At 70.1% G+C, this 23,764-nt stretch carries 21 protein-coding genes; all 21 read right to left on the bottom strand.

All coding sequences use genetic code 11. The features are described from left to right. Positions 1-25: 25 nt before the first annotated feature. Positions 26-1,468: a F0F1 ATP synthase subunit beta gene (atpD, locus tag ACFWFZ_RS04475; protein ID WP_387116511.1), complete on the bottom strand. Its 1,443-nt coding sequence runs from the start codon at positions 1,466-1,468 to the stop codon at positions 26-28. After that, positions 1,468-2,385, bottom strand: a complete 918-nt coding sequence (locus tag ACFWFZ_RS04470; protein WP_387116509.1) for a F0F1 ATP synthase subunit gamma — start codon at positions 2,383-2,385, stop codon at positions 1,468-1,470. Before ACFWFZ_RS04470 ends, atpD begins: the two co-directional genes overlap by 1 nt. Before the next feature lie 20 nt (positions 2,386-2,405). Continuing rightward, complete coding sequence (gene atpA, locus ACFWFZ_RS04465; RefSeq protein ID WP_387116506.1) at positions 2,406-3,992, bottom strand: F0F1 ATP synthase subunit alpha; 1,587 nt, start codon at positions 3,990-3,992, stop codon at positions 2,406-2,408. A gap of 129 nt (positions 3,993-4,121) precedes the next feature. Further along, positions 4,122-4,937 carry a F0F1 ATP synthase subunit delta gene (locus tag ACFWFZ_RS04460; RefSeq protein WP_387116503.1) on the bottom strand — a complete coding sequence of 272 codons (816 nt, stop codon included), beginning with the start codon at positions 4,935-4,937 and terminating at the stop codon, positions 4,122-4,124. Beyond that, on the bottom strand, positions 4,934-5,476 hold the full coding sequence (locus ACFWFZ_RS04455; RefSeq protein WP_030826858.1) for a F0F1 ATP synthase subunit B: 543 nt from the start codon (positions 5,474-5,476) through the stop codon (positions 4,934-4,936). Before ACFWFZ_RS04455 ends, ACFWFZ_RS04460 begins: the two co-directional genes overlap by 4 nt. 40 nt (positions 5,477-5,516) lie before the next feature. Next, positions 5,517-5,744 (bottom strand): ATP synthase F0 subunit C, encoded by a 228-nt coding sequence (gene atpE, locus ACFWFZ_RS04450; RefSeq protein ID WP_030386954.1) that lies wholly within the window; start codon positions 5,742-5,744, stop codon positions 5,517-5,519. Between the two features lie 80 nt (positions 5,745-5,824). Continuing rightward, entirely contained in the window at positions 5,825-6,631 is an 807-nt protein-coding gene (gene atpB / locus ACFWFZ_RS04445; RefSeq protein WP_387117296.1) for a F0F1 ATP synthase subunit A, read from the bottom strand. 241 nt (positions 6,632-6,872) lie between these two features. Continuing rightward, a complete protein-coding gene (locus ACFWFZ_RS04440) occupies positions 6,873-7,310 on the bottom strand; it encodes a hypothetical protein (protein ID WP_387116500.1) in 438 nt (145 codons plus the stop codon). Positions 7,311-7,583: 273 nt separating this feature from the next. Next, positions 7,584-8,918, bottom strand: coding sequence for an MraY family glycosyltransferase (locus ACFWFZ_RS04435; RefSeq protein WP_387116497.1), 1,335 nt, complete (start codon positions 8,916-8,918; stop codon positions 7,584-7,586). A gap of 116 nt (positions 8,919-9,034) precedes the next feature. Beyond that, positions 9,035-10,264, bottom strand: a complete 1,230-nt coding sequence (glyA, locus tag ACFWFZ_RS04430) for a serine hydroxymethyltransferase (protein ID WP_387116494.1) — start codon at positions 10,262-10,264, stop codon at positions 9,035-9,037. 377 nt (positions 10,265-10,641) lie between these two features. Then, entirely contained in the window at positions 10,642-11,274 is a 633-nt protein-coding gene (locus tag ACFWFZ_RS04425) for a low molecular weight phosphatase family protein (protein ID WP_030660279.1), read from the bottom strand. Next, positions 11,271-11,918: an L-threonylcarbamoyladenylate synthase gene (locus ACFWFZ_RS04420; RefSeq protein ID WP_030660276.1), complete on the bottom strand. Its 648-nt coding sequence runs from the start codon at positions 11,916-11,918 to the stop codon at positions 11,271-11,273. Before ACFWFZ_RS04420 ends, ACFWFZ_RS04425 begins: the two co-directional genes overlap by 4 nt. A 49-nt stretch (positions 11,919-11,967) precedes the next feature. Next, on the bottom strand, positions 11,968-12,813 hold the full coding sequence (gene prmC / locus ACFWFZ_RS04415) for a peptide chain release factor N(5)-glutamine methyltransferase (protein WP_030660273.1): 846 nt from the start codon (positions 12,811-12,813) through the stop codon (positions 11,968-11,970). A 47-nt stretch (positions 12,814-12,860) separates the two neighbouring features. Continuing rightward, positions 12,861-13,940: a peptide chain release factor 1 gene (prfA, locus tag ACFWFZ_RS04410; protein WP_387116489.1), complete on the bottom strand. Its 1,080-nt coding sequence runs from the start codon at positions 13,938-13,940 to the stop codon at positions 12,861-12,863. Positions 13,941-14,066: 126 nt separating this feature from the next. Further along, complete coding sequence (gene rpmE / locus ACFWFZ_RS04405; protein ID WP_030008686.1) at positions 14,067-14,285, bottom strand: 50S ribosomal protein L31; 219 nt, start codon at positions 14,283-14,285, stop codon at positions 14,067-14,069. A 229-nt stretch (positions 14,286-14,514) separates the two neighbouring features. Further along, entirely contained in the window at positions 14,515-15,615 is a 1,101-nt protein-coding gene (locus tag ACFWFZ_RS04400; RefSeq protein ID WP_387116485.1) for an LCP family protein, read from the bottom strand. Positions 15,616-16,047: 432 nt separating this feature from the next. Continuing rightward, positions 16,048-18,168, bottom strand: coding sequence for a transcription termination factor Rho (gene rho / locus ACFWFZ_RS04395; RefSeq protein WP_387116482.1), 2,121 nt, complete (start codon positions 18,166-18,168; stop codon positions 16,048-16,050). 429 nt (positions 18,169-18,597) lie between these two features. Continuing rightward, positions 18,598-19,524, bottom strand: a complete 927-nt coding sequence (gene thrB / locus ACFWFZ_RS04390; protein WP_387116479.1) for a homoserine kinase — start codon at positions 19,522-19,524, stop codon at positions 18,598-18,600. A 334-nt stretch (positions 19,525-19,858) separates the two neighbouring features. Beyond that, positions 19,859-20,929, bottom strand: coding sequence for a threonine synthase (thrC, locus tag ACFWFZ_RS04385; RefSeq protein ID WP_387116476.1), 1,071 nt, complete (start codon positions 20,927-20,929; stop codon positions 19,859-19,861). A gap of 6 nt (positions 20,930-20,935) precedes the next feature. Then, positions 20,936-22,240, bottom strand: coding sequence for a homoserine dehydrogenase (locus ACFWFZ_RS04380; RefSeq protein WP_387116473.1), 1,305 nt, complete (start codon positions 22,238-22,240; stop codon positions 20,936-20,938). A 125-nt stretch (positions 22,241-22,365) separates the two neighbouring features. Further along, on the bottom strand, positions 22,366-23,757 hold the full coding sequence (gene lysA / locus ACFWFZ_RS04375) for a diaminopimelate decarboxylase (protein WP_387116470.1): 1,392 nt from the start codon (positions 23,755-23,757) through the stop codon (positions 22,366-22,368). Positions 23,758-23,764: the final 7 nt, after the last annotated feature.

Here is a 23,764-nt window from a genome sequence, read left to right as displayed (position 1 = left end):
TGCGCTCCGCGAGGAGCGCGCCGGATCAGGAGACGCCCAGCTCCTTGGCGTTGGCCTTCAGGTCCTCGATGCCACCGCACATGAAGAACGCCTGCTCGGGGAAGTGGTCGTAGTCACCGTCGCAGATGGCGTTGAACGCGGCGATCGACTCGTCGAGCGGAACGTCCGAACCGTCCACGCCGGTGAACTGCTTCGCCGCGTGGGTGTTCTGGGACAGGAAGCGCTCGACACGGCGGGCGCGGTGGACAACGAGCTTGTCCTCCTCGCCGAGCTCGTCGATACCCAGGATCGCGATGATGTCCTGGAGGTCCTTGTACTTCTGCAGGATCCCCTTGACGCGGGTCGCGGCGTCGTAGTGGTCCTTCGCAATGTACCGCGGGTCGAGGATGCGGGACGAGGAGTCCAGCGGGTCCACGGCCGGGTAGATGCCCTTCTCCGAGATCGGACGGGAAAGAACCGTCGTCGCGTCGAGGTGGGCGAAGGTGGTGGCCGGCGCCGGGTCGGTCAGGTCGTCCGCGGGGACGTAGATCGCCTGCATCGAGGTGATCGAGTGACCACGGGTCGAGGTGATGCGCTCCTGGAGGAGACCCATCTCGTCGGCCAGGTTCGGCTGGTAACCCACCGCGGACGGCATACGGCCGAGCAGGGTGGAGACCTCGGAACCGGCCTGGGTGAAGCGGAAGATGTTGTCGATGAAGAACAGCACGTCCTGCTTCTGCACATCGCGGAAGTATTCCGCCATGGTCAGACCGGCCAGGGCGACGCGCAGACGGGTGCCCGGGGGCTCGTCCATCTGGCCGAAGACCAGCGCGGTCTTGTCGAGAACGCCGGCCTCCTCCATCTCGACCATGAGGTCGTTGCCCTCACGGGTGCGCTCACCGACACCCGCGAAGACCGACACACCGTCGTGCAGCTTCGCCACACGCATGATCATTTCCTGGATCAGCACGGTCTTGCCGACACCGGCACCACCGAACAGACCGATCTTTCCACCCTTGACGTACGGGGTGAGGAGGTCGACGACCTTCAGGCCGGTCTCGAACATCTCGGTCTTCGACTCGAGCTGGTCGAACGCGGGGGCCTTGCGGTGGATGGGCCAGCGCTCGGCACTCGCGACACTGGAGGCCTCGTCGTTCAGGACGTGGCCCAGCGTGTTGAACACGCGTCCCTTGGTGACGTCACCGACGGGAACGGTGATGCCGTTGCCGGTGTCCGTGACCTGGGCCTGGCGGACCAGGCCGTCGGTGGGCTGCATCGAGATGGTGCGGACCATGCCGTCACCGAGGTGCTGCGCGACCTCGAGGGTGAGCGTCTTGAGAGCGCCCTCCTCGGCCGGGTCGGCAACCTGGACAGTCAGCGCGTTGTAGATCTCCGGCATGGCGTCGACGGGGAACTCCACGTCGACCACCGGGCCGATGACCCGCGCGATGCGACCGGTGGCAGCGGCCGTCTCAACAGAGGTCGTCATTACTTGTCACTCCCCGCGGTCGCGTCGGCCATGGCGCTGGCGCCACCGACGATCTCGCTGATTTCCTGGGTGATTTCGGCCTGGCGGGCCGCGTTGGCAAGCCGGGAGAGGCTCTTGATGAGGTCTCCGGCGTTGTCGGTGGCCGACTTCATCGCGCGGCGACGGGCGGCGTGCTCGGAGGCAGCCGACTGCAGCAGCGCGTTGTACACACGGCTCTCGACGTAGCGCGGCAGCAGGGCGTCAAGGACGTCCTCCGCCGACGGCTCGAAGTCGAACAGCGGAAGGATCTCGCCCTTGCCGACCGTCTCCTCCTGAGCCTTCTCAAGGCTGAGCGGCAGCATCCGGTTGTCCACCGCGTTCTGCGTCATCATCGACACGAACTCCGTGTAGACGATGTGCAGCTCGTCCACGCCGCCCTCGGCCGTCACCTCAGTGATGGCCTCGATGAGCGGAGCGGCGATCGCCTTGGCGTCCGCGTAGCTCGGGCTGTCGGTGAAGCCGACCCAGCTGTCCGCGATCTTGCGCTCGCGGAAGTTGTAGTAGGCGACACCCTTGCGGCCGACGATGTAGTGGTCGACCTCCTTGCCCTCGCCGCGCAGCCGCTCGGTCAGCCGGTCCGCAGCCTTGATGGCGTTGGACGAGTAGCCTCCGGCGAGACCGCGGTCACTCGTGAGCAGCAGCACGGCCGCGCGCACCGGGGCCTCGGGCTCGGTGGTGAGCGGGTGCTTGGCGTTGGAGCCGGTCGCCACCGCGGTCACCGCACGGGTGAGCTCGGTCGCGTACGGCATGGAGGCCGCCACCTGGCGCTGCGCCTTGACGATGCGCGAGGCAGCGATCATCTCCATCGCCTTGGTGATCTTCTTGGTCGCGGTAACGGATCGGATGCGACGCTTGTAGACCCGGAGCTGGGCTCCCATGAGTCAGGTCCCTTCCGTCGTCACTTGCCGGCCGGAGTGTCTTCGCCCAGAAGCTTGCCGTCCGAGGTCTCGAACTGCTTCTTGAAGTCGACGATGGCATCCGCGACGGACTGCAGGGTGTCGTCCGACATCTTGCCGCCCTCGCGGATCGAGGTGAGGAGCTCCTTGCGGTTGTGGCGCAGGTGCTCCAGCAGCTCGGCCTCGAAGCGGCGGATGTCCTCGACCGGGACGTCGTCCATCTTGCCGGTGGTACCGGCCCAGACGGAGATGACCTGCTCCTGGACCGGCATCGGCTGGTACTGGCCCTGCTTCAGCAGCTCGACCATGCGCTTGCCGCGCTCCAGCGAGGCCTTCGACGCGGCGTCCAGGTCGGAACCGAAGGCGGCGAACGCCTCCAGCTCGCGGTACTGCGCCAGGTCGACACGCAGGCGGCCGGAAATCTGCTTCATGGCCTTGTGCTGGGCCGAGCCACCGACACGGGAGACGGAGATACCGACGTTCAGGGCCGGGCGCTGGCCGGCGTTGAACAGGTCGGACTCCAGGAAGCACTGGCCGTCGGTGATGGAGATGACGTTGGTCGGGATGAACGCCGAGACGTCGTTGGCCTTGGTCTCGACGATCGGCAGACCGGTCATCGAACCGGCGCCCATGTCGTCGGAGAGCTTGGCGCAGCGCTCCAGCAGACGGGAGTGCAGGTAGAAGACGTCACCCGGGTAGGCCTCACGGCCCGGCGGACGGCGCAGCAGCAGAGACACGGCGCGGTAGGCGTCGGCCTGCTTCGACAGGTCGTCGAAAACGATCAGGACGTGCTTGCCCTGGTACATCCAGTGCTGGCCGATGGCCGAACCGGTATACGGGGCGAGGTACTTGAAGCCCGCCGGGTCGGACGCCGGGGCGGCGACGATCGTCGTGTACTCCAGGGCGCCCGCCTCTTCCAGCGCGGCGCGCACGGAAGCGATGGTGGAGCCCTTCTGGCCGATGGCGACGTAGATGCAGCGGACCTGCTTGTTCGTGTCACCCGAGCGCCAGTTGTCACGCTGGTTGATGATCGTGTCGACAGCCAGGGCAGTCTTGCCCGTCTGGCGGTCGCCGATGATCAGCTGACGCTGGCCGCGGCCGACGGGCGTCATGGCGTCGACGGCCTTGTAGCCCGTCTCCATGGGCTCGTGCACGGACTTGCGCTGCATGACGCCGGGGGCCTGCAGCTCGAGGGCGCGGCGGCCCTCGGTCGCGATCTCGCCGAGGCCGTCGATCGGGTTGCCGAGCGGGTCGACAACGCGGCCGAGGTAGCCCTCGCCGACGCCTACGGAGAGAACCTCACCGGTGCGCTGAACCGGCTGGCCCTCCTCGATACCGCTGAACTCGCCGAGGACGATCGCACCGATCTCGCGCTCCTCGAGGTTGAGGGCGAGACCGAGGGTGCCGTCCTCGAACTTCAGCAGCTCGTTCGCCATGGCGGAGGGCAGGCCCTCCACCTTCGCGATGCCGTCGCCGGCAACGTGGACCGTTCCGACCTCCTCGCGCGAGGCCGCGTCCGGCTGGTACGACTGGACAAAGTTCTCCAGTGCGTCCCGGATCTCCTCCGGCCGGATCGTGAGCTCCGCCATCTGGGTTCCCTGCTCTCCTTGTTGGGCCTGAAGCTTCTTAGGGGTCTGGGGGTGACCCCCAGGAATCTTCTGCAAGTTCTGCACGGCCCAACCGGGCCGCTAGGAATGCTTTGTACTTTTGGTGGCTGGTCAGCCGGCCATGCGGCGGGACGCCTCTGCGAGGCGGTCCGCGATGGTGCCGTCGATGACCTCGTCGCCGACTCGCACCGAGATCCCGCCGAGGACCTCGGGGTCCACGTCGAGGTTCAGGTGCATCTGGCGGCCGTACAGCGTGGCCAGCACCGCACCGAGACGCTGCTTCTGCACGTCGCTGAGCGGAACCGCGCTGGTCACGGTGGCGACCATGCGGTTGCGGCGCTCGGCGGCGAGCGTGGAAAGGGACTCGAGTCCCGCTTCCAGGCTACGTCCACGCGGATGCGTGACAAGACGGATCACCAGGCGCTCGGTGACGGCGTTCACCTTGCCGTTGAGCAGGCTGCGCAGCAGCTGGCTCTTGGCGGAGGCGGTCGCCGCGCGGTCGGTCAGCGCGGCACGCAGCTCGGTGCTCGAGGACACGATCCGGCCGAAGCGGAAGATCTCGTCCTCGACGTTGTCGAGCGCCTCGGCCTGCTGGGCGGCCGTGAGGTCGGCGGTGGCCGCCAGCTCCTCCAGCGCGTCCACCAGGTCGCGGGACTGCGACCAGCGGGACCGGGCCATGCCGGACACCAGGTCGAGGGTCTCCCCGCCGACCTGGCCGCCGAGCAGCCGAGCGACGAGCTCGGCCTTGGCCTCGCCGGCCTGCGCCGGGTCCGTGATGACCCGACGCAGCGAGACCTCACGGTCGAGCAGCGCGGTGACAGCGGCCAGCTCACCGGCGAGCTTCGCCGCGTCGACGGACGTGTTGTCCGTCAGCGCGTCGAGACGCTCACGCGCGGAGGCCAGCGCCTCGCGGCTCGCTCCGTTCATCGGGCCGCCTCGGCCTTCTCCTCAAGCTCGCTGAGGAAGCGGTCGATGGTGCGGCTCTGCCGGGCGTGGTCCTCAAGGGACTCGCCGACGAGCTTGCCGGCCAGGTCGGTGGCGAGCTTGCCGACGTCCTGGCGCAGCGCCTGAGAGGCGGCCTTGCGGTCCGCCGCGATCTGGGCGTGGCCGGCAGCGATGATCTCCTCACGCTGCCGCTGGCCCTCTGCGCGCAGTTCTTCCTTCAGCGCAGTGCCCTGCTCCAGCGCTTCCTGGCGCAGGCGCGCGGCCTCGTGCCGGGCTTCGGCGAGCTGGGCCTTGTACTGCTCCAGGACGCTCTGGGCCTCGGTCTGAGCGGCTTCCGCCTTCTCGATACCGCCCTCGATGGCCTCACGGCGCTCTTCCAGAACCTTGTTGATGTTCGGGAGGAGCTTCTTCGCGAGGAAACCGAAGACGATGACGAAGGCGATCAGACCGATGACGAGCTCGGGGATCGGCGGGACGAGGGGGTTTTGAGGCTCCTCGGCCGCCAGAACCAGGAGGTTCACATCAGTGCCTTTCGTCGATTCGAACTAGTCGTGGGGTTCGTCAGCTGTAGACGAACGGCATGACCAGACCGATGAGGGCGAGCGCCTCACAGAAGGCGAAGCCGAGGATCTGGTTGGCGCGGATCAGACCGGCAGCTTCGGGCTGACGGGCGAGCGCCTGGGTGCCGTTACCGAAGATGATGCCGACGCCGACGCCGGGGCCGATCGCCGCGAGGCCGTAGCCAACGGAGCTGAGGGAACCGGTGACGGCAGCAAGGGTCTGGGACATGCCAGTTCTTCCTTCTCTTTCACGGACCGGTGGGGGTTGGCCACCGGACGACTAGGGGGATTTGCTGGAGCGGGTCGCGCTCAGTGGTGCTCGGCGAGCGCGCCCTGCAGGAAGCTGCAGGCCAGGAGCACGAAGACGTAGGCCTGGACGGCCTGGATGAAGAGCTCGAACGCGGTCATCACGATGACCATGACGAACGAGACGCCCGCGTAGGCGATGCCGATCCCGTTCAGCAGGTACCAGCTGGCAATGGTGAACAGCAGCAGCAGGGTGTGACCGGCGAACATGTTCGCGAACAGTCGGACCGCGTGGGTGAAGGGGCGGACCAGGACGTTCGAGAAGAACTCGATGACCATGACCATCGGCAGGACCGCGCCGAGGGACTTGTCGTAGCCCGTGATGTTCTTGAAGCCGCCGACGAAGCCGTGGCGCTTGAAGGTCACCGACATCCACATCACGTAGATGACGAGGGCGAGACCGGCCGGGTACGCGATGACCGCGGTCACCGGGAACTGGGCGAGCGGGACGATGGACCAGAGGTTCATCATCCAGACGAAGAAGAACGTCGCGACCATGAAGGGGACGTACTTCTCGCCCTCCTTCTTGCCCAGCGTCTCGTAGACGATGCCGCGGCGCACGAAGTCGTAGCCCGCCTCGGCGACCATCTGCAGCTTGCCCGGGACGACCTTCGGCTTCCGGAACGCGGCCCAGAAGAAGCCGACGATGACGATCGAGCCCAGCAGGGCCAGAAGCATCGTCTTGTTGAAGTACAGGCCGCTGTCGTCACCGAAGATCGGCTTGAACAGGAACGAGTACAGGGTCGGGCCCGGGAAGCCGCAGCCAGTGCCGTCTTCGAAATGACAATTGATCTCGAAGGCGAGCGTCATGTCAGCAGCACTCACCGCAGGGCTCCTTCAGCGTGGCGCATAGGTACGGCAACCTCGTTGTGTCGGCGCGGCGCGCAGCCGCGGTTCGGCACTGGACTGGTGTTACGGATGGTGGGGCGGCAGTCAGGCATCGAGCCTCGCGATGGGACAGGCGTCAGCTCAGATGCCCGCGCCCGCAATGCCGCAGTTGGCACCGGACGATAGCAGGATCTCGAACGCCCACTTATCCCGGCCCTACCCTTCACGTCTTCGGTCCCGGATTTTCGGGCTTGTCGCCCGTCGTCGAGTCCGGTTCGACGTAAAGGATCTTGGCCTTCATGTGCGCGCGGGTCTGTGCGGCGATCCACACGAGGGTGGTCGCCACGAGCGTGATCGCGAACGCCTTGGGGTTGAACAGAGTGGTGTTCTTGAACGCCGCGACAAACACGAAAAGCAGCAGGATCTGGGCCGTGTAGAGCATGAGCCCCATGGCCTGGAAGAGGTGCGGAAGCGATTTCGCCGTGCGCTGCAGAACGACGAATCCGATGCCCATGAACACGATCACGACCAGCGTCGCGACGACCGCTCCGATCGCACCCTTGCTGCCGACGACAAGCCCACTGATCAACGCGGCGAGTGCGCCGGCGACGGCCGTGGGCACGGCGGCTTGCAGAAGGGATCGGACGTCATCTGACCGCATGGCGGTTTGCTCCGCGTGGTGGTGGGGGCACTGGACTCGTACGGGACGAGCGTAAGCCCGGTCCGAGAGGGAACCTCGGGCCAAGGGACCGTCGCACTACGGTCCTTCGGCTCTGTCGCCGGGTTTAGTGAACGGTATCACAAACTATTTGATGAGAGCTTTACCTGCCGGGTGTGCCGACTGTCACACATGAGAGTGACCCTGCGCGTGTGTGCGCGACAAGCGGGTCAGCTGTCTGCTAATGGGCCTCATGTCGGACATGCGCCCCGACGGTCAGCGGGTGGATTCAGCCTTACGCCGCTCGGGGAAGCGCGAACGGGGGCCCACGGCGGTCGCTCCGTTGACGCCCGAGACGCCCGCGGCGATCGGCCTGGCGGGCGTCGGCTCGGTGCCCGAGGCCTCCCGCGCCGCCGCCTCCGCGGCCGCTTCCGCCGCGCGCGCGGTGTGCCGGTAGCGCGGCGGAACCAGACCCTCCGCCCACTTCGGGGTGCGCGGGGTGAAGCGCGGCAGGAGCAGCAGGAAGAGGCCCACCGCGCTGAGCACGGCGATCACCAGCACGATCCACATCGCGGTGGAGTGGACGGAGTAGGCCACCGTGCCGAAGGCGATCAGCCCCGACCAGAAGTACATGATGAGCACCGCTCGGCTGTGCGAGTGGCCGAGCTCCAGCAGCCGGTGGTGCAGGTGCCCGCGGTCGGCGGCGAACGGCGACTGGCCCTTCCACGTACGCCGGACGATGGCCAGGATCAGGTCGGCCATCGGGATCGCGATGATCGTCAGGGGCAGGATCAGCGGGATGAAGACGGGGAGCATCGCGTGCGTCGCGTTGCGCTCACCACCGGCGAACAGGGCCAGCGCGTCCGGGTCCACCTGTCCCGTCAGGGAGATCGCCGCGGCGGCCAGCACCAGGCCGATGAGCATCGAGCCGGAGTCGCCCATGAAGATCCGGGCGGGGTGCATGTTGTGCGGCAGGAAGCCCAGGCACATGCCCATCAGGATGGCCGCGAAGAGGGTGGCGGGGGCCGCGGACTCGATGCCGTAGCCGAACCAGATCCGGTACGCGTACAGGAAGAGCGCGGCGGCGGCGATGCAGACCATGCCTGCGGCGAGGCCGTCGAGGCCGTCCACGAAGTTCACCGCGTTGATGGTGATGACGACGAGCGCCACGGTGAGCAGGTTGCCCTGCCACTGGGTGAGCGGGACCGTGCCGATGAAGGGCACCGGGATCCACAGGATGGTCAGGCCCTGCATGACCATCACGCCGGCGGAGATCATCTGGGCGCCGAGCTTGATCAGGGCGTCGATCTCGAACTTGTCGTCCAGGACGCCGATCAGCCAGATCAGGGCGGCTCCGGAGAGCAGTGCGCGCGGTTCGTTCGACTTCTCGAAGACCGCGTTGAGGTTCTGCAGGTGGTCGGCGACCAGCAGGCCCGCGCACAGGCCGCCGAACATCGCGATCCCGCCGAGGCGCGGCGTCGGCTCGCGGTGCACGTCGCGGGCGCGGATCTCCGGCATGGCCCCGGCCGCGATCGCGAACTTCCGCACGGGCCCGGTCAGCAGGTAGGTCACCGCGACCGTGACGCAAAGCGTCAGCAGATATTCACGCACTGGCTGCCCCAGATGTATCGCCGGCCATCTCAGCCCCACACATTAGCTGCGATGTCCCCTCTGCCGAGGACGCGAGGGGGCGGTATCCCGGTTCCACTACACCCCTCTTGTCCCTCTTAATCCCCGTAAGGGGGAAATCCTTCCGTGAGCTCGCCGACCTCCGTACGTGTCTTCGCGGCTGCCCCGTGCAGCGCCGCGGCGAACAGCTCCGCGATCCGGCGCATCTGCGGCTCCCCCATCCCCTGGGTGGTCACCGCGGCCGTGCCCAGGCGGACGCCCCGCTGGTCCCCGTACGGCAGGACGCAGGTGTCCAACACGATCCCGGCCGCGGCCAGCCGGCCGCGGGCCGTCGGGCCGTCCACGCCCAGCGGCGCCGGATCCGCGGTGATCATGTGCGTGTCGGTGCCGCCGGTGGTGATCGTGAAGCCGCGCTCCTCCAGTGCCGCGGCCAGCACCCGGGCATTGGCGACCACCCGATGGGCGTAGGTGGTGAAGGCCGGCCGGCCCGCCTCACCGAAGGCCACGGCCTTGGCGGCGATGGTGTGCATCTGGGCCCCGCCCTGGGTGAAGGGGAACACCGCCCGGTCGATGCGCTCGGCGTACTCCGCGCCGCACAGGACCATCCCGCCGCGCGGCCCGCGCAGCACCTTGTGCGTGGTCGCGCAGACGACGTCCGCGTACGGGACCGGACTGGGCGCGGCTCCGCCGGCCACCAGCCCGATCGGATGGGCGGCGTCGGCGATCAGGTAGGCCCCGACCTCGTCGGCGATCTCCCGGAAGGCCGAGTACTCGGGGTGGCGGGGATAGGAGATGGACCCGCAGACGATGGCCCTCGGCCGGTGCGCCCGGGCGAGGTCCTGCACCTGCCGGTAGTCGATGAGGCCTGTCCGGGCGTCGACGCCGTACCCGACGAAGTCGAACCACTGCCCGGAGATGTTGGCGGGCGAGCCGTGGGTGAGGTGTCCCCCGTACGGGAGCCCCATCGCCAGCACGGTGTCCCCCGGCCGCAGCAGCGCCGCGTAGGCGGCCAGGACGGCCGAGGAGCCGGAGTGCGGCTGCACGTTGGCGTGCTCGGTCCCGAACAGCGCCTTGGCCCGCTCGACGGCCGCCTGCTCGGCCAGGTCGGCGTACTCGCAGCCGCCGTGGTAGCGGGCGCCGGGGTAGCCCTCGGCGTACTTGTTGGCGAGCGGGGACCCCAGGGCCGCCAGGACGGCCGGCGAGGTGAAGTTCTCCGCCGCGCTCAGCTGCAGCGTGCCGGCCTGCCTGCGGGCCTCCCCGGCGAGGACGTCGGCCATCTGCGGGTCCTGCCGGCGCAGCAGGTCCGTGGGCTGGGTGATGACGCTCATGGCGCGACTCCAGGGGGGTACCGGGTACCAGCCACTGTAGGCCCGCAGCCCCCGCGGCGCCCTGCCGACGCCTCCCGGCCACGCCGCCCACATCTGCGGCGCCGGCGACCAGCCCCGGCGCCGATCGAGGCGCGCGGTCCGGGGCGGCGCCCGCAAACAGCCCCGCCGGCGATTGAGGCGCGCGGTCCGGGGCGGCGCCCGCAAACAGCCCCGCCGACGACTGAGGCGTACGGTCCGGGGCGGCGCCCGCAAACAGCCCCGCCGGCGATTGAGGCGCGGGGTCCGGGGCGGCGCCCCGGGAACGGAGAAGGAGCGGACGGGGGCGGGCCCGCGCAGCGGGACCCGCACGCCCGGCCGGCCGGGCGCAGGGCCCCGCGTCAGCGGCGGGCCGTGACGCCCGTCAGCGCCGTGACGACCGGGTCCAGCGCCTGGTTGATCTCGTCGCCGATCGAGCGGAAGAAGGTGATCGGCGCCCCGTACGGGTCGTACACCTCGTCCGCGTCGGGCGACGGCGCCAGCAGCCACCCGCGCAGCGCCGCGGCGGCCCGTACGAGCGCCCGCGCCCGCTCCGCCATGCCGTCGTCCAGCGGCGGCAGCGTGGCCGGGTCTATGGCCCGCACCAGCCGGGTGAACTCCTTCAGCGTGAAGGTGCGCAGCCCCGCCGAGTGCCCCATCGAGATGACCTGCGCACGGTGGTCGCGCGTGGCGGTCAGCACCAGGTCGGCGCGTATGACGTGCTCGTCCAGCAGCTCGCGGCCGGTGAACCCGGACGCGTCGGCCCCGAAGTCCGCGAGCACGGCGGCCGCGTTCGCCTCCATCGGGGCGCCCTCGTGGCCCCACGTGCCGGCGCTCTCCACGATGAGGTCGCCGCCGACGGGTCCGCCGAGGCGGTGCGAGAGGGCGTGCCGGGTCAGCCGCTCGGTGATCGGCGAGCGGCACACGTTGCCCGTGCTGACGTGGAGTATGCGGAAAGTGCTTCCCCCTGCTATGCCACGCCCCTCAGGGCTCACGGGGCCACCTCGAGGTCGGGTACGACCTCCCGCAGCTGGTCGGCGCTGAGCGCCCCCTCGCGCAGCAGCACGGGTACCTTCCCCGTGACGTCGACGATCGACGACGGCTCGATGCCGGGCGTCGGACCGCCGTCCAGGTAGACGGACACCGAGTCGCCGAGCATCTCGCGTGCCGCGTCGCAGTCCTCGGGCGCCGGCTGTCCGGAGAGGTTGGCCGACGACACCGCCATCGGGCCGACCTCCGTCAGCAGCTCGATGGCGACGGGGTGCAGGGGCATGCGCACGGCCACGGTGCCGTGGGTGTCGCCGAGGTCCCACGCCAGCGAGGGCTGGTGCTTGGCGACCAGCGTCAGCGCACCGGGCCAGAACGCGTCGACGAGCTCCCAGGCCTGTTCGGAGAAGTCCGTGACGAGGCCGTGCAGGGTGTTCGGGGAGCCGATGAGCACCGGGGTGGGCATGCCGCGGCCGCGGCCCTTGGCGGCGAGCAGGTCGTGGACGGCCTCCGGGCTGAAGGCGTCCGCGCCGATCCCGTACAGGGTGTCGGTGGGCAGCACGACGAGCTCGCCGCGGCGCACGGCGGATGCGGCTTCACGCAGGCCCGTCTTGCGGTCCGTCGCGTCGTTGCAGTCGTATCGCCGGGCCATCAGCGGGCCTCCTCGTGCAGCAGGGGGGTGGCGGAAGTCGTCGCGCCGGTCACGGCAGGGCCTTGCGGGCCGTGGCGAAGCGCGGGCGGTTGTTCAGGTCGGGGTGGTCGGCCGCGTCGGCCCAGCCCCGTTCCTCGGCGAAGATCCACGGGACCTGGCCGCCCTGGGTGTCGGCGTGCTCGACGACGACGATGCCGCCGGGCCGCAGCAGCCGGTGGGCGGTGCGCTCGATGCCCCGGATGGTGTCGAGTCCGTCCTCGCCGGAGAAGAGCGCCATCTCCGGGTCGTGGTCGCGGGCCTCGGGGGCGACGTACTCCCACTCGGTGAGCGGGATGTACGGCGGGTTGGAGATGACCAGGTCGACCTGGCCGTCGAGCTCGGGCAGCGCGCTCAGGGCGTCGCCCTGGTGGACGGTGACGCGGGAGCCCTCGGCGTTCTTGCGGGTCCACCGCAGGGCGTCCTCGGACAGCTCGACCGCGTGCACGCGCGAGCGCGGCACCTCCTGCGCCATAGCCAGTGCGATGGCGCCGGAGCCGGTGCACAGGTCGACGATCAGCGGCTCGACGACGTCCATCGCCCGGACGGCCTGTATGGCCCAGTCCACGACCGACTCGGTCTCGGGCCGGGGTACGAAGACCCCGGGCCCGACCTGGAGCTCCAGGTACCGGAAGAAGGCGCGCCCGGTGATGTGCTGGAGCGGCTCGCGCGCCTCGCGGCGGGCGACGGCCTCCCAGTAGCGGGCGTCGAAGTCCGCGTCCTTGACGTGGTGCAGTTCCCCCCGCTTGACGCCGTGCACGAAGGCGGCGAGCTCCTCCGCGTCGAAGCGCGGTGAGGGCACGCCGGCGGCGGCCAGCCGCTGGGTGGCCTGGGCCACCTCGGCAAGCAGCAAGTTCACGCTGGTCCTCCGGGCTGCTGTCGTACGGGGGGTGGTGCGGGTCTCGGTCAGTGCGCGGCGGCGAGCTTGGCCGCGGAGTCGGTGTCCACGCAGGCCTGGATGACCGCGTCGAGGTCGCCGTCGAGCACCTGGTCCAAGTTGTACGCCTTGAAACCGGTGCGGTGGTCAGAGATCCGGTTCTCCGGGAAGTTGTACGTACGGATCTTCTCGGACCGGTCCACGGAGCGGACCTGGCTGCGACGCACGTCGGAGGCCTCCTGCTCGGCGGCTTCCTGGGCGGCGGCCAGCAGACGGGAGCGCAGGATGCGCATGGCCTGCTCCTTGTTCTGGAGCTGGCTCTTCTCGTTCTGGCAGGAGGCGACCACACCGGTGGGGATGTGCGTGATGCGCACGGCCGAGTCGGTGGTGTTGACGGACTGGCCGCCGGGGCCGGACGAGCGGTACACGTCGATGCGGAGGTCGTTCGCGTTGATCTCGACCTCGACCTCCTCCGCCTCCGGGGTGACGAGCACGCCGGCGGCTGAGGTGTGGATGCGGCCCTGGGACTCGGTGGCCGGAACGCGCTGGACGCGGTGCACGCCGCCCTCGTACTTCAGGCGGGCCCACACGCCCTGGCCGGGCTCGGTGGCGCCGTTGCCGCCCTTGGTGCGGACGGAGACCTGGACGTCCTTGTAGCCGCCGAGCTCGGACTCGGTGGCGTCGATGATCTCGGTCTTCCAGCCCACGCGCTCGGCGTAGCGCAGGTACATGCGCAGCAGGTCGCCGGCGAACAGGGCCGACTCGTCGCCGCCCGCACCCGCCTTGACCTCCAGGAGCACGTCCTTGTCGTCGCTGGGGTCGCGCGGGACGAGCAGCAGGCGGAGCTTCTCGGTGAGCTCGTCGCGCGTGTGCGCCAGCTCCTTGACCTCGGCGGCGAAGTCCGGGTCGTCGGCCGCGAGCTCCTTCGCCGTCTCGATGTCGTCGTTCGTCTGCTTCCAGGCACGGAAGGTAGCGATGATCGGGGTCAGCTCCGCGTAGCGCTTGTTCAGCTTGCGCGCGTTGGCCTGATCGGAGTGGACCGAAGGGTCGGCGAGCTGCTTCTCGAGGTCGGCGTGTTCGCCAACCAGTTCCTCGACCGCCTCGAACATCGGGGGACTCCTGTGGTGAAAGTGCGGGGGGACTGCACGGGGGGACGGGCGATACGACGACAAAGGCGCCGGTCAGGCCGCCCCCGAGTGGACAGGGGGCGGCCGGAGACCGGCGCCTGGGTCGCGCTACTTCTTGGCCGCGCCCTTGCCGAAGCGCGCCTCGAAGCGGGCCACACGGCCACCGGTGTCGAGGATCTTCTGCTTGCCCGTGTAGAACGGGTGGCACTCGGAGCAGACCTCGGCACGGATGGTGCCCTCGGTCAGGGTGCTACGGGTCGTGAACGACGCGCCGCAGGTGCAGCTGACCGCGGTCTCGACGTACTCGGGGTGAACATCGCGCTTCAAGGCGTCTCCTAGATTCGGGAGGGCGCCGGGTCGCAGGAGCCGAATTGCGCACTGCGTGAACCGGGGCCGACGGACCAGTCTGCCAGGACCGGGCCGCCTGTCAAAATTCTGAGGACGTCTTGCTCAACGGCAGCGGGTCCGCGTCTATTCCGGCGGGCTCCGAGGCCTTGCGGGCGGCGGCCGGCAGGAGCCGGGGCGGCCGGCAGGGGGGCGGAGGCGGGCGGGCCGCCTACTGGACGACGGTTGCGGCCGCGCTCTTGTCGCCGGTGGAGTTCACCGTGGCCTCGGCCGGGATGGGGCGGTCGGCCAGCAGGGCGCTCCAGACCATCTTGGACTCCTTCTGCAGCGGGGTGACGCGGTTGGCGTCGAGTGCGTCCGTGGTCACGGGCAGGGTGATCATCTGCATGTCCTGGGCGTCGATGCCCTGAAGGCTCTGGGCGAAGCCGGCGAGGGACTTCACGTCGCCGAGCGCTTTGTCGGTGGTGAGCGCCTTGGTCCCGGCGTCGGCAAGGTCGAAGAGCTTCTTGGGGTTGTCGAACACGCCGACGCCCTTGACCTGCTTGATCAGCGCCTTGATGAAGGCCTGCTGGAGCTGTATTCGGCCGAGGTCGCCGCCGTCGCCGACGCCGTGGCGGGTACGGACCAGGCCGAGGGCCTGCTCGCCGTTCAGCTGGTTCGGGCCGGCCGGGAGGTCGAGGCGGCTGTACTGGTCCTTGATCGGCTGGGTGGTGGTCACCTGGACCCCGCCGAGGGTGTCGATGATCTTCTTGAAGCCGGTGAAGTCGACCTCGATGTAGTGGTCCATGCGGATCCCCGACATCTTCTCGACGGTCTTGACCGCGCAGGCCGCGCCGCCGACGGTGTAGGCCTCGTTGAACTGCCGGCGCTTGCCGCCGGGGTCGCTCCTGCCCTTGCCGGTGGGGCATTCGGGGCGGGAGGTCATGGTGTCGCGGGGTATGGAGACGACGGCGGCCTTCTCGTGGCCCTCGTACAGGTGGACGATCATCGCCGTGTCGGAGCGGGCGGAGCCGCCGTCGTCCGCGCCGTAGGCACCGTTGGCTCCGCCGCGGGAGTCGGAGCCGAGGACGAGGATGTCCATCGAGCCGTTGTCGACGTTCGCGGGGCGGTCGGTGCCCAGTGCCTGGTCGATGTCGACGGTCTTCAGGTTGCCGTTGAGCTTGAAGTAGAAGTAGCCCAGGCCCGCCCCGCCCAGCAGGACCACCGCGGCGGCGCTCCACGCGGCCGCGGTGAGGGCCCTGCGGCGCGCCGCCGGTTTGCGCCGGCGCCGGCCTGCGGCCCGCCGGCCGCGGCCCTTGCTGTCCTCGGTCATCCTTGGTCCCCAGTCCTCGTCTTCGGTCGCGGCCCCTTGGTGCGCACCGGCCCGCCCTCCGCCCCGCGGGTCCTCTGACACAGACGGGCGAATGTCCTGAAGGGTTCCATGGCCGCCGTAATCCCCCGTACGGCTGCCACTGCGCACGAACCCGGGCAAAACTCTGCGTTGCGCGTTCCTCACCTGCGCTTTCCGCGCGTACGCCGGATGCCTGCGCCGGGATGTCCTGTGGCGAAGCTCGCACGAGGTCCGCACGAGGTCCGCACGAGGTCCGGACGCGGTCCCGGGAGCGCGTCCGGGGCCGCACCGGGTGCCGCTCCAGGCGGCCCCTCCAGCTACCGGAGAACGCGCAGCAGCCCCCGCCGCGGGTGTGCGGCGGGGGCTGCTTGCGGTGATGCCTCACGTCCGGCGCGGGACGCCGGACGGCCGGCCTCAGTCGTCGTTCTTGCCCGACGGGGTCGTCTTCGCGATCTGCATCAGGAACTCGGCGTTCGACTTCGTCTGCTTCATCTTGTCGAGGAGCAGTTCGATCGCCTGCTGCGAGTCGAGCGCGTGCAGCACCCGGCGCAGCTTCCAGACGATGGCGAGCTCTTCCGCGTTGAGGAGGATCTCCTCCTTGCGGGTGCCCGACGGGTCGACGTCGACGGCCGGGAAGATGCGCTTGTCGGCGAGCTTCCGGTCGAGCTTGAGCTCCATGTTGCCGGTGCCCTTGAACTCCTCGAAGATCACCTCGTCCATGCGCGAGCCGGTGTCGACGAGCGCGGTGGCCAGGATGGTCAGCGAGCCGCCGTCCTCGATGTTGCGCGCGGCACCGAAGAAGCGCTTCGGCGGGTACAGCGCGGTCGAGTCGACACCACCGGACAGGATGCGGCCGGAGGCGGGCGCCGCGAGGTTGTACGCGCGGCCCAGGCGGGTGATGGAGTCCAGCAGGACCACCACGTCGTGACCCAGCTCGACGAGGCGCTTGGCGCGCTCGATGGCCAGCTCGGCGACGGTGGTGTGGTCCTCGGCCGGGCGGTCGAAGGTCGAGGAGATGACCTCGCCCTTGACCGACCGCTGCATGTCGGTGACCTCTTCCGGACGCTCGTCGACCAGGACGACCATCAGGTGGCACTCGGGGTTGTTGGTGGTGATCGCGTTGGCGATCGCCTGCATGATCATGGTCTTGCCGGTCTTCGGCGGGGCCACGATCAGGCCTCGCTGACCCTTGCCGATCGGCGACACGAGGTCGATGATGCGGGTGGTCAGCACGCCCGGGTCGGTCTCCAGGCGCAGCCGGTCCTGCGGGTACAGGGGCGTCAGCTTCTGGAACTCCGGTCGGCCGCGGCCGGATTCGGGCGCCATGCCGTTGACCGAGTCGAGGCGCACCAGGGCGTTGAACTTCTCGCGGCGCTCGCCGTCCTTGGGCTGGCGCACGGCACCCGTGGTGTGGTCGCCCTTGCGCAGACCCGCCTTGCGGACCTGGGCGAGGGAGACGTACACGTCGTTGGGGCCGGGCAGGTAGCCCGAGGTCCGGATGAACGCGTAGTTGTCCAGGATGTCGAGGATGCCCGCGACGGGGATCAGCACGTCGTCGTCGGCGACCTGCGGCTCGTTCGGCGCGAACTCGTCGCGGCCTCGACGGCCACGGCGGTCGCGGTAGCGGCCGCGACGGCCGCGGCGGCCGCCCTCGTCGTCGAAGTCGTCCTGCGGGCCGCCGTCCTGGCGACCCTGCTGGCCCTGGCCCTGACCGCGGCCGCCCTGCTGCTGGCGGTCCTGGCGGTCGGCGCGGTCCTGCCGGCCGCCGCCCTGGCCGCCCTGCGCGGGCTGGCCCTGGCCGCCCTGGCCCTGCTCGTCGGCCTTGGCGCCACGGTCACGGCGGTCGCGCTGGCGGTCGCCGCGCTCCCGGCGCTCGCGGCGGCCGCGGCCCTCGCCGTCCTGGCCCGGGGCCTGGCCGGCGGAGACCGCCGTGGCGGCCTCGGCCTTGGTCTCGGCGGGCGCGGTGGCTGTGGCCGCGTCGGCCTTCTGCTCGACCTGTACGGAGACGGGGGCCGAGCCCTCCGGGCTGCCGGAGGGGGCCGTGGCGCGACGGCGGCGGCGCTCGCCGGCCGGGGCGTCCTCTCCCGCACTCTCGGCTGCGCTCGCGCGGGAGGGACCCCCTGCGGGCTGGCCCGGGATCTCGATCTGCGCCTGCGCGGCGACGGGCTTCTCGGCGGGCGCCGCGGGGGCCTCCGCCGGTGCGGCCTCGGCGGCAGCCGTACGGGCCTTGCTGGTGGCGCGGCGCTTCGGCTTGGCCTCGGCGGTGTCCGCGGCGGCGGAGGCGGCGGCCTTGGGGGCACCGCTGCCCGCCTGCGCCTCCTTGATGACCTCGATCAGCTGGCTCTTGCGCATCCGCGCGGTGCCCCTGATGCCGAGGCCCGACGCGACCTGCTGCAGCTCGGCGAGAACCATGCCGTCAAGGCCGGTGCCGGTGCGTCGCCGCCGTCCGGCAGGGGCGGCCGCGGCGCCCGCGGCGGGGGCACTGGTGTCGACAGAGGTGTCGGCAGCGCCCATCAGATCGGTGGTGTCGCTCACGAAGGGTCCTTCCCTGGAGCGGACGTCGGCCTGTCTGGCTCGGCGACCGGTTGTGCTGTCCGGCAACGGTCCTTGGTGTGGACCGTGCCGGGGCGGTGGTCCGCCGATAGAGATACGGCGGAAAGAAACGTGCGTGGGTTCCGGCGAGAAGCCCCCGAGCTGGAAAGCGTGGGAAAATCACGCCGATTCCGGAGCGTGCTCGAAACTGCTGGAGTGATCAAAGCAGTCGGGGAGGCTCCCGGAAGAAATGTGGTCCCGGATGGGGACACTGAGCACCGAGCCATGGCGGCTTCCGATGCGCACTTGAGACTAACACTACCGGATCCAATAGATATTCCCCCTCTCAATCACCGGCAATCGCGCTCTTCCGCGCGGGCGGCCTGCCCTGGCCGCCCGCCCCTGGCCGACTGGTCCTGTCACGCGACAGGACTAGCCGCCCTGGGTGCCCAGCGGAAGAACGCTCGCGCCCGCGGCGTCGAGTGCGAGCCGGTTCGCCGCCCATCCCTCGCCCGCGAGCTGCGCGACCTTGTCGGCCGCGTCGTTGTCGACCAGCGCGAGGACTGTGGGGCCCGCGCCGGAGATGACCGCGGGGACGCCGTCCGCCCGCAGCCGGTTGACGAGTGCCACGCTCTCGGGCATCGCCGGGGACCGGTACTCCTGGTGGAGCCGGTCTTCGGTGGCCGGCAGCAGCAGCTCGGGACGCCTGGTCAGGGCTTCCACGAGCAGGCCCGCGCGGCCCGCGTTGACGGCCGCGTCCACGTGCGGGACGGTCCGCGGCAACAGGCCGCGCGCCGTCTCGGTGAGGACCGGCCGGGAAGGTACGAAGACCACCGGAACGATGGACTCGGCGGGCTCCATCCGGATCGCCCTGGCACTGCCCCCGTCCATCCACGCCAGGGTGAACCCGCCGAGCAGGCAGGCCGCGACGTTGTCGGGGTGGCCCTCGATCTCGGTGGCGAGCTCCAGGAGCGCCGCGTCGTCGAGCTTCGCCTCGCCGCCTATGGTGACGGCGCGGGCGGCGACGATGCCGGCGCAGATGGCGGCCGAGGAGGAGCCGAGGCCGCGGCCGTGCGGGATGCGGTTGGCGCAGACGACCTCCAGGCCGCGCGGCTGTCCGCCCAGCAGTTCGAAGGCGGTGCGCATGGAGCGTACGAGCAGGTGGCTCTCGTCCCGCGGGAGGGTGTCGGCGCCCTCCCCCGCGATGTCGATGTTCAGGCCGGAGTCGGCCACCCGGACCACGACGTCGTCGTAGAGGCCCAGGGCCAGGCCCAGGGCGTCGAAGCCGGGGCCGAGATTGGCACTGCTGGCGGGGACGCGCACCCGTACGGCGGCGGCGCGGAACGCTGGACCGGCCATCGTCCGATGACACTCCTTGTGACTGTGCGAGGACTCGCTCTTCGCTGGCTCGCTGTGAATGTACTGGAGAACGTACGACACCCGAAGGCCCTCGGGGCAGCACCGCAGTCATATGCGCGGTGGCGGATGTAAGTACAGCCTATCGAAGGAAGGTTCTCTCGCGACATAGGGCGCACAGGAGGCGCACGATGCGTGTCGCGGATTCGACCGGGTTGGACCCGCTTCGGCCGTACTCGTGTCGTCGTACGGGGTGAGTTGCCGGGTTCCGTCAGGCCCCGGGAGCGCCCGTCAGGGCACTCGGGGACCTGCGGAACCCGGCTCGCTCGGTCGTGCGTCAGACCAGGCCGAGGCGCACGGCAGCGGCTTCGGCGTCCACCGGAACGGTGACGGGCTGCGGAGCGCCGGCCACCGCCCAGTCGGGGTCCTTCAGGCCGTTGCCCGTGACGGTGCACACGATCCGCTGGCCCGGGTCCACCAGGCCCAGCTCGGCGGCCTTGAGCAGGCCGGCCACGGACGCGGCCGAGGCGGGCTCGACGAAGACGCCCTCCTGGGCGGCCAACAGCCGGTAGGCGGACAGGATCTGGCGGTCCGTCACCTCGTCGATGAGGCCGCCCGACTCGTCACGCGCGGCCAGCGCGTAGTCCCAGGAGGCCGGGTTGCCGATGCGGATCGCGGTGGCGACGGTGTGCGGCTCCTTGACGACCTCGCCGCGCACGATGGGCGCGGAACCGGACGCCTGGAAACCCCACACGCGGGGCGTACGGGAGGCCAGGCCGTCGGCCTTGTACTCCTTGAACCCCTTCCAGTACGCGGTGATGTTGCCCGCGTTGCCCACCGGCAGCACGTGCACGTCCGGGGCGTCGCCGAGCGCGTCGACGATCTCGAACGCAGCCGTCTTCTGGCCCTCGATGCGCACCGGGTTGACGGAATTGACCAGCGCCACCGGGTAGTTGTCGGACAGTGCGCGGGCGAGGTCGAGGCAGTCGTCGAAGTTGCCGTCCACCTGCAGGATCTTGGCGCCGTGCACCAGGGCCTGGCCCATCTTGCCGAGCGCGATCTTGCCGCGGGGCACGAGCACCGCGCAGACCATCCCGGCGCGCACCGCGTACGCGGCCGCGGAGGCCGAAGTGTTGCCGGTGGAGGCGCAGATGACGGCCTTGGCGCCCTCCTCCTTGGCCTTGGTGATCGCCATGGTCATGCCGCGGTCCTTGAAGGACCCGGTGGGGTTCGCCCCCTCGACCTTGAGGTGCACCTCGCAACCGGTGCGCTCGGACAGCACCTGCGCGGGAACGAGAGGAGTACCACCCTCGCGGAGCGTGACCACCGGAGTCGCGTCCGTCACCGGCAGGCGGTCCCGGTACTCCTCGATGATGCCGCGCCACTGGTGGGTGCGATTGCTGCTCATGGGTCCTTACTCCCCTTCAACACGCATGATGCTGGCGACACCGCGCACGGTGTCCAGCTTCCGCAGCGCCTCGACCGTCCCGGAGAGGGCGGCGTCGGCGGCGCGGTGGGTGACGACGACGAGGGAGGCCTCATTGCCGACCCCGTCTGGACGACCTTGCTGCCTTACGGTGTCGATGGACACCCCGTGCTCCGCGAACGTCGTCGCCACCTGGGCGAGGACGCCCGGCTTGTCCGCCACATCGAGGCTGATGTGGTAGCGGGTGACGACCTCGCCCATGGGGCTGACCGGCAGCTGGGTGTAGGCCGACTCGCCGGGCCCCGTTGCCTCGGCGAGCTTGTTGCGGGCGACGGCGACGAGGTCGCCGAGGACCGCGGACGCGGTCGGGGCACCGCCCGCGCCGGGCCCGTAGAACATGAGCCGCCCGGCGGCCTCCGCCTCGACGAAGACCGCGTTGTACGCCTCGCGGACGGAGGCGAGCGGGTGGCTGAGCGGGATCATCGCCGGGTGGACGCGGGCGGTGACGGACTCGCCGTCCGCGGCGCGCTCCAGGATGGCGAGGAGCTTGATGGTGCAGCCCATCCGCTTGGCGGACGCGAAGTCCGCGGCGCTGACCTCGGTCATGCCCTCCCGGTACACGTCGTCCAGGCGGACGCGGGTGTGGAAGGCGATGCCGGCCAGGATCGCGGCCTTGGCGGCCGCGTCGTAGCCCTCGACGTCGGCCGTCGGGTCGGCCTCGGCGTACCCGAGGGCGGTGGCCTCGTCGAGTGCCTCCTGGTAGCCGGCGCCCGTCGAGTCCATCTTGTCGAGGATGAAGTTCGTCGTGCCGTTGACGATGCCCATCACCCGGTTGATCTTGTCGCCCGCGAGGGACTCGCGCATCGGCCGGACCAGCGGGATGGCGCCGGCGACGGCGGCCTCGTAGTACAGGTCGCGGCCCTGCTGCTCGGCGGCGGCGTGCAGCGCGGCGCCGTCCTGGGCGAGCAGCGCCTTGTTCGCGGAGACCACCGAGATGCCGTGCTCGAAGGCGGTGGTGATCAGGGTGCGGGCCGGCTCGATGCCGCCGATGACCTCGATGGCGATGTCGATGTCCCCCCGTTTGAGGAGGGCGGTGGCGTCGGTGGTGATCAGGGCCGGGTCGATGCCCTCGCGCACCTTGGCGGGGCGACGCACGGCCACGCCGGCGAGCTCGACGGGCGCGCCGATCCTCTGCGTGAGGTCGTCGGCGTGCGTCGTCATGATGCGGGCCACCTCTGAGCCGACCACTCCACAGCCCAGCAGCGCCACCTTCAGCGGACGCGTACGCATCATTCGACCTACGCCTTTCGATCTTCCATCAATACCCCGCGCGCGGTTTTGCGCGCGGGGTGTGAACCAGTCTCACTCAATGGACAGCACTTTCCATCCTCGGTCCAATGAGTGAGACACCTATTTCATTATCCGACGTCGAGTCGCAGGAGATCTTCCTCCGTCTCGCGGCGAACGATCACGCGCGCCTGTCCGTCACGCACGGCGACGACGGGCGGGCGGAGCGCGTGGTTGTAGTTGCTGGCCATGGACCGGCAGTACGCGCCGGTGGCGGGCACGGCGAGGAGGTCGCCGGGCGCCAGGTCGGCCGGCAGGAACGCGTCCTTCACGACGATGTCACCGCTCTCGCAGTGCTTTCCGACGACGCGCACGAGCATGGGATCGGCGTCGGAGGTACGGGAGACGAGCGAGATGGAGTATTCGGCGTCGTAGAGGGCCGTACGGATGTTGTCGGACATCCCGCCGTCGACGCTCACGTAGGTACGGAGCCCCTCCAGCGGCTTGATGGTCCCCACCTCGTACAGGGTGAACGCGGTCGGGCCGACGATGGCGCGGCCGGGCTCGACGGAGATCCGGGGGGCGCGCAGTCCGGCCCCCTCGCACTCACGGGCCACGATCTCGGTGAGCGCCTTGGCGATCTCGTGGGGCTCGCGGGGGTCGTCGTTCGAGGTGTAGGCGATGCCGAGGCCGCCGCCGAGGTCGATCTCGGGCAGTTCGACGCCGTGCTCGTCGCGGACGGCGGCGAGCAGCCGCACGACGCGCTTGGCGGAGACCTCGAAGCCGGCCATGTCGAAGATCTGCGAGCCGATGTGGGAGTGGACGCCCAGCAGCTCCAGCGAGTCGTGGCCGAGGGCGCGGCGCACGGCCTCGGCGGCGGACCCGTCGGCGACGGCGATGCCGAACTTCTGGTCCTCGTGGGCGGTGGCGATGAACTCGTGCGTGTGCGCCTCGACGCCGACGGTCACGCGGATCTGCACGGGCTGCCGTACGCCCAGCTCGCGGGCGATGTGCGCGACGCGGGCGATCTCCTGGAAGGAGTCCAGGACGATCCGTCCGACCCCGGCCTGGACGGCCCGGCGGATCTCGCTCTCGGACTTGTTGTTGCCGTGGAAGGCGATCCGCTCGGCCGGCATCCCGGCGGCGAGGGCGGTGCTCAGCTCCCCGCCGGAGCACACGTCGACGTTGAGTCCCTCTTCCTTCAGCCACTTCACGACGGCCTTGGACAGGAACGCCTTGCCCGCGTAGAAGACGTCGGCGTCGGGGCCGAAGGCGTGTGCCCAGGCGCGGCAGCGGGAGCGGAAGTCCTCCTCGTCGAGGAAGTAGGCGGGGGTCCCGAACTCCTCGGCGAGCTGGGTGACTTCGATGCCGCCGACGGAGACGACACCGTCGTCCTCGCGCCGGACGGTGCGGGACCAGACCTTCTCGTCGAGCGCGTTCAGGTCGGCGGGGGGCGGGGAGTAGTGCCCTTCGGGCAGGACGTCGGCGTGGCGGGGGCCGGCGGGGTGCGCGGAGCGGCTCATCGGTTTC

Source organism: Streptomyces sp. NPDC060232 (assembly GCF_042726555.1).
GTDB lineage: Bacteria > Actinomycetota > Actinomycetes > Streptomycetales > Streptomycetaceae > Streptomyces.
Note: the sequence above shows the minus strand (reverse complement) of the source record. Positions and strands in the feature narration are given on the sequence as shown.

Excerpts from the sequence above, each read along its gene's own strand:
- atpA (WP_387116506.1), bottom strand. The coding sequence starts at position 3,992 with ATGGCGGAGCTCACGATCCGGCCGGAGGAGATCCGGGACGCACTGGAG.
- atpD (WP_387116511.1), bottom strand. The coding sequence starts at position 1,468 with ATGACGACCTCTGTTGAGACGGCCGCTGCCACCGGTCGCATCGCGCGG.
- ACFWFZ_RS04470 (WP_387116509.1), bottom strand. The coding sequence starts at position 2,385 with ATGGGAGCCCAGCTCCGGGTCTACAAGCGTCGCATCCGATCCGTTACC.
- atpB (WP_387117296.1), bottom strand. The coding sequence starts at position 6,631 with ATGACGCTCGCCTTCGAGATCAATTGTCATTTCGAAGACGGCACTGGC.
- glyA (WP_387116494.1), bottom strand. The coding sequence starts at position 10,264 with ATGAGCGTCATCACCCAGCCCACGGACCTGCTGCGCCGGCAGGACCCG.
- ACFWFZ_RS04440 (WP_387116500.1), bottom strand. The coding sequence starts at position 7,310 with ATGCGGTCAGATGACGTCCGATCCCTTCTGCAAGCCGCCGTGCCCACG.
- ACFWFZ_RS04400 (WP_387116485.1), bottom strand. The coding sequence starts at position 15,615 with ATGACCGAGGACAGCAAGGGCCGCGGCCGGCGGGCCGCAGGCCGGCGC.
- ACFWFZ_RS04380 (WP_387116473.1), bottom strand. The coding sequence starts at position 22,240 with ATGATGCGTACGCGTCCGCTGAAGGTGGCGCTGCTGGGCTGTGGAGTG.
- ACFWFZ_RS04460 (WP_387116503.1), bottom strand. The coding sequence starts at position 4,937 with ATGAACGGAGCGAGCCGCGAGGCGCTGGCCTCCGCGCGTGAGCGTCTC.
- lysA (WP_387116470.1), bottom strand. The coding sequence starts at position 23,757 with ATGAGCCGCTCCGCGCACCCCGCCGGCCCCCGCCACGCCGACGTCCTG.
- ACFWFZ_RS04420 (WP_030660276.1), bottom strand. The coding sequence starts at position 11,918 with ATGGCCCGGCGATACGACTGCAACGACGCGACGGACCGCAAGACGGGC.
- atpE (WP_030386954.1), bottom strand. The coding sequence starts at position 5,744 with ATGTCCCAGACCCTTGCTGCCGTCACCGGTTCCCTCAGCTCCGTTGGC.
- thrC (WP_387116476.1), bottom strand. The coding sequence starts at position 20,929 with ATGAGCAGCAATCGCACCCACCAGTGGCGCGGCATCATCGAGGAGTAC.
- thrB (WP_387116479.1), bottom strand. The coding sequence starts at position 19,524 with ATGGCCGGTCCAGCGTTCCGCGCCGCCGCCGTACGGGTGCGCGTCCCC.
- prfA (WP_387116489.1), bottom strand. The coding sequence starts at position 13,940 with ATGTTCGAGGCGGTCGAGGAACTGGTTGGCGAACACGCCGACCTCGAG.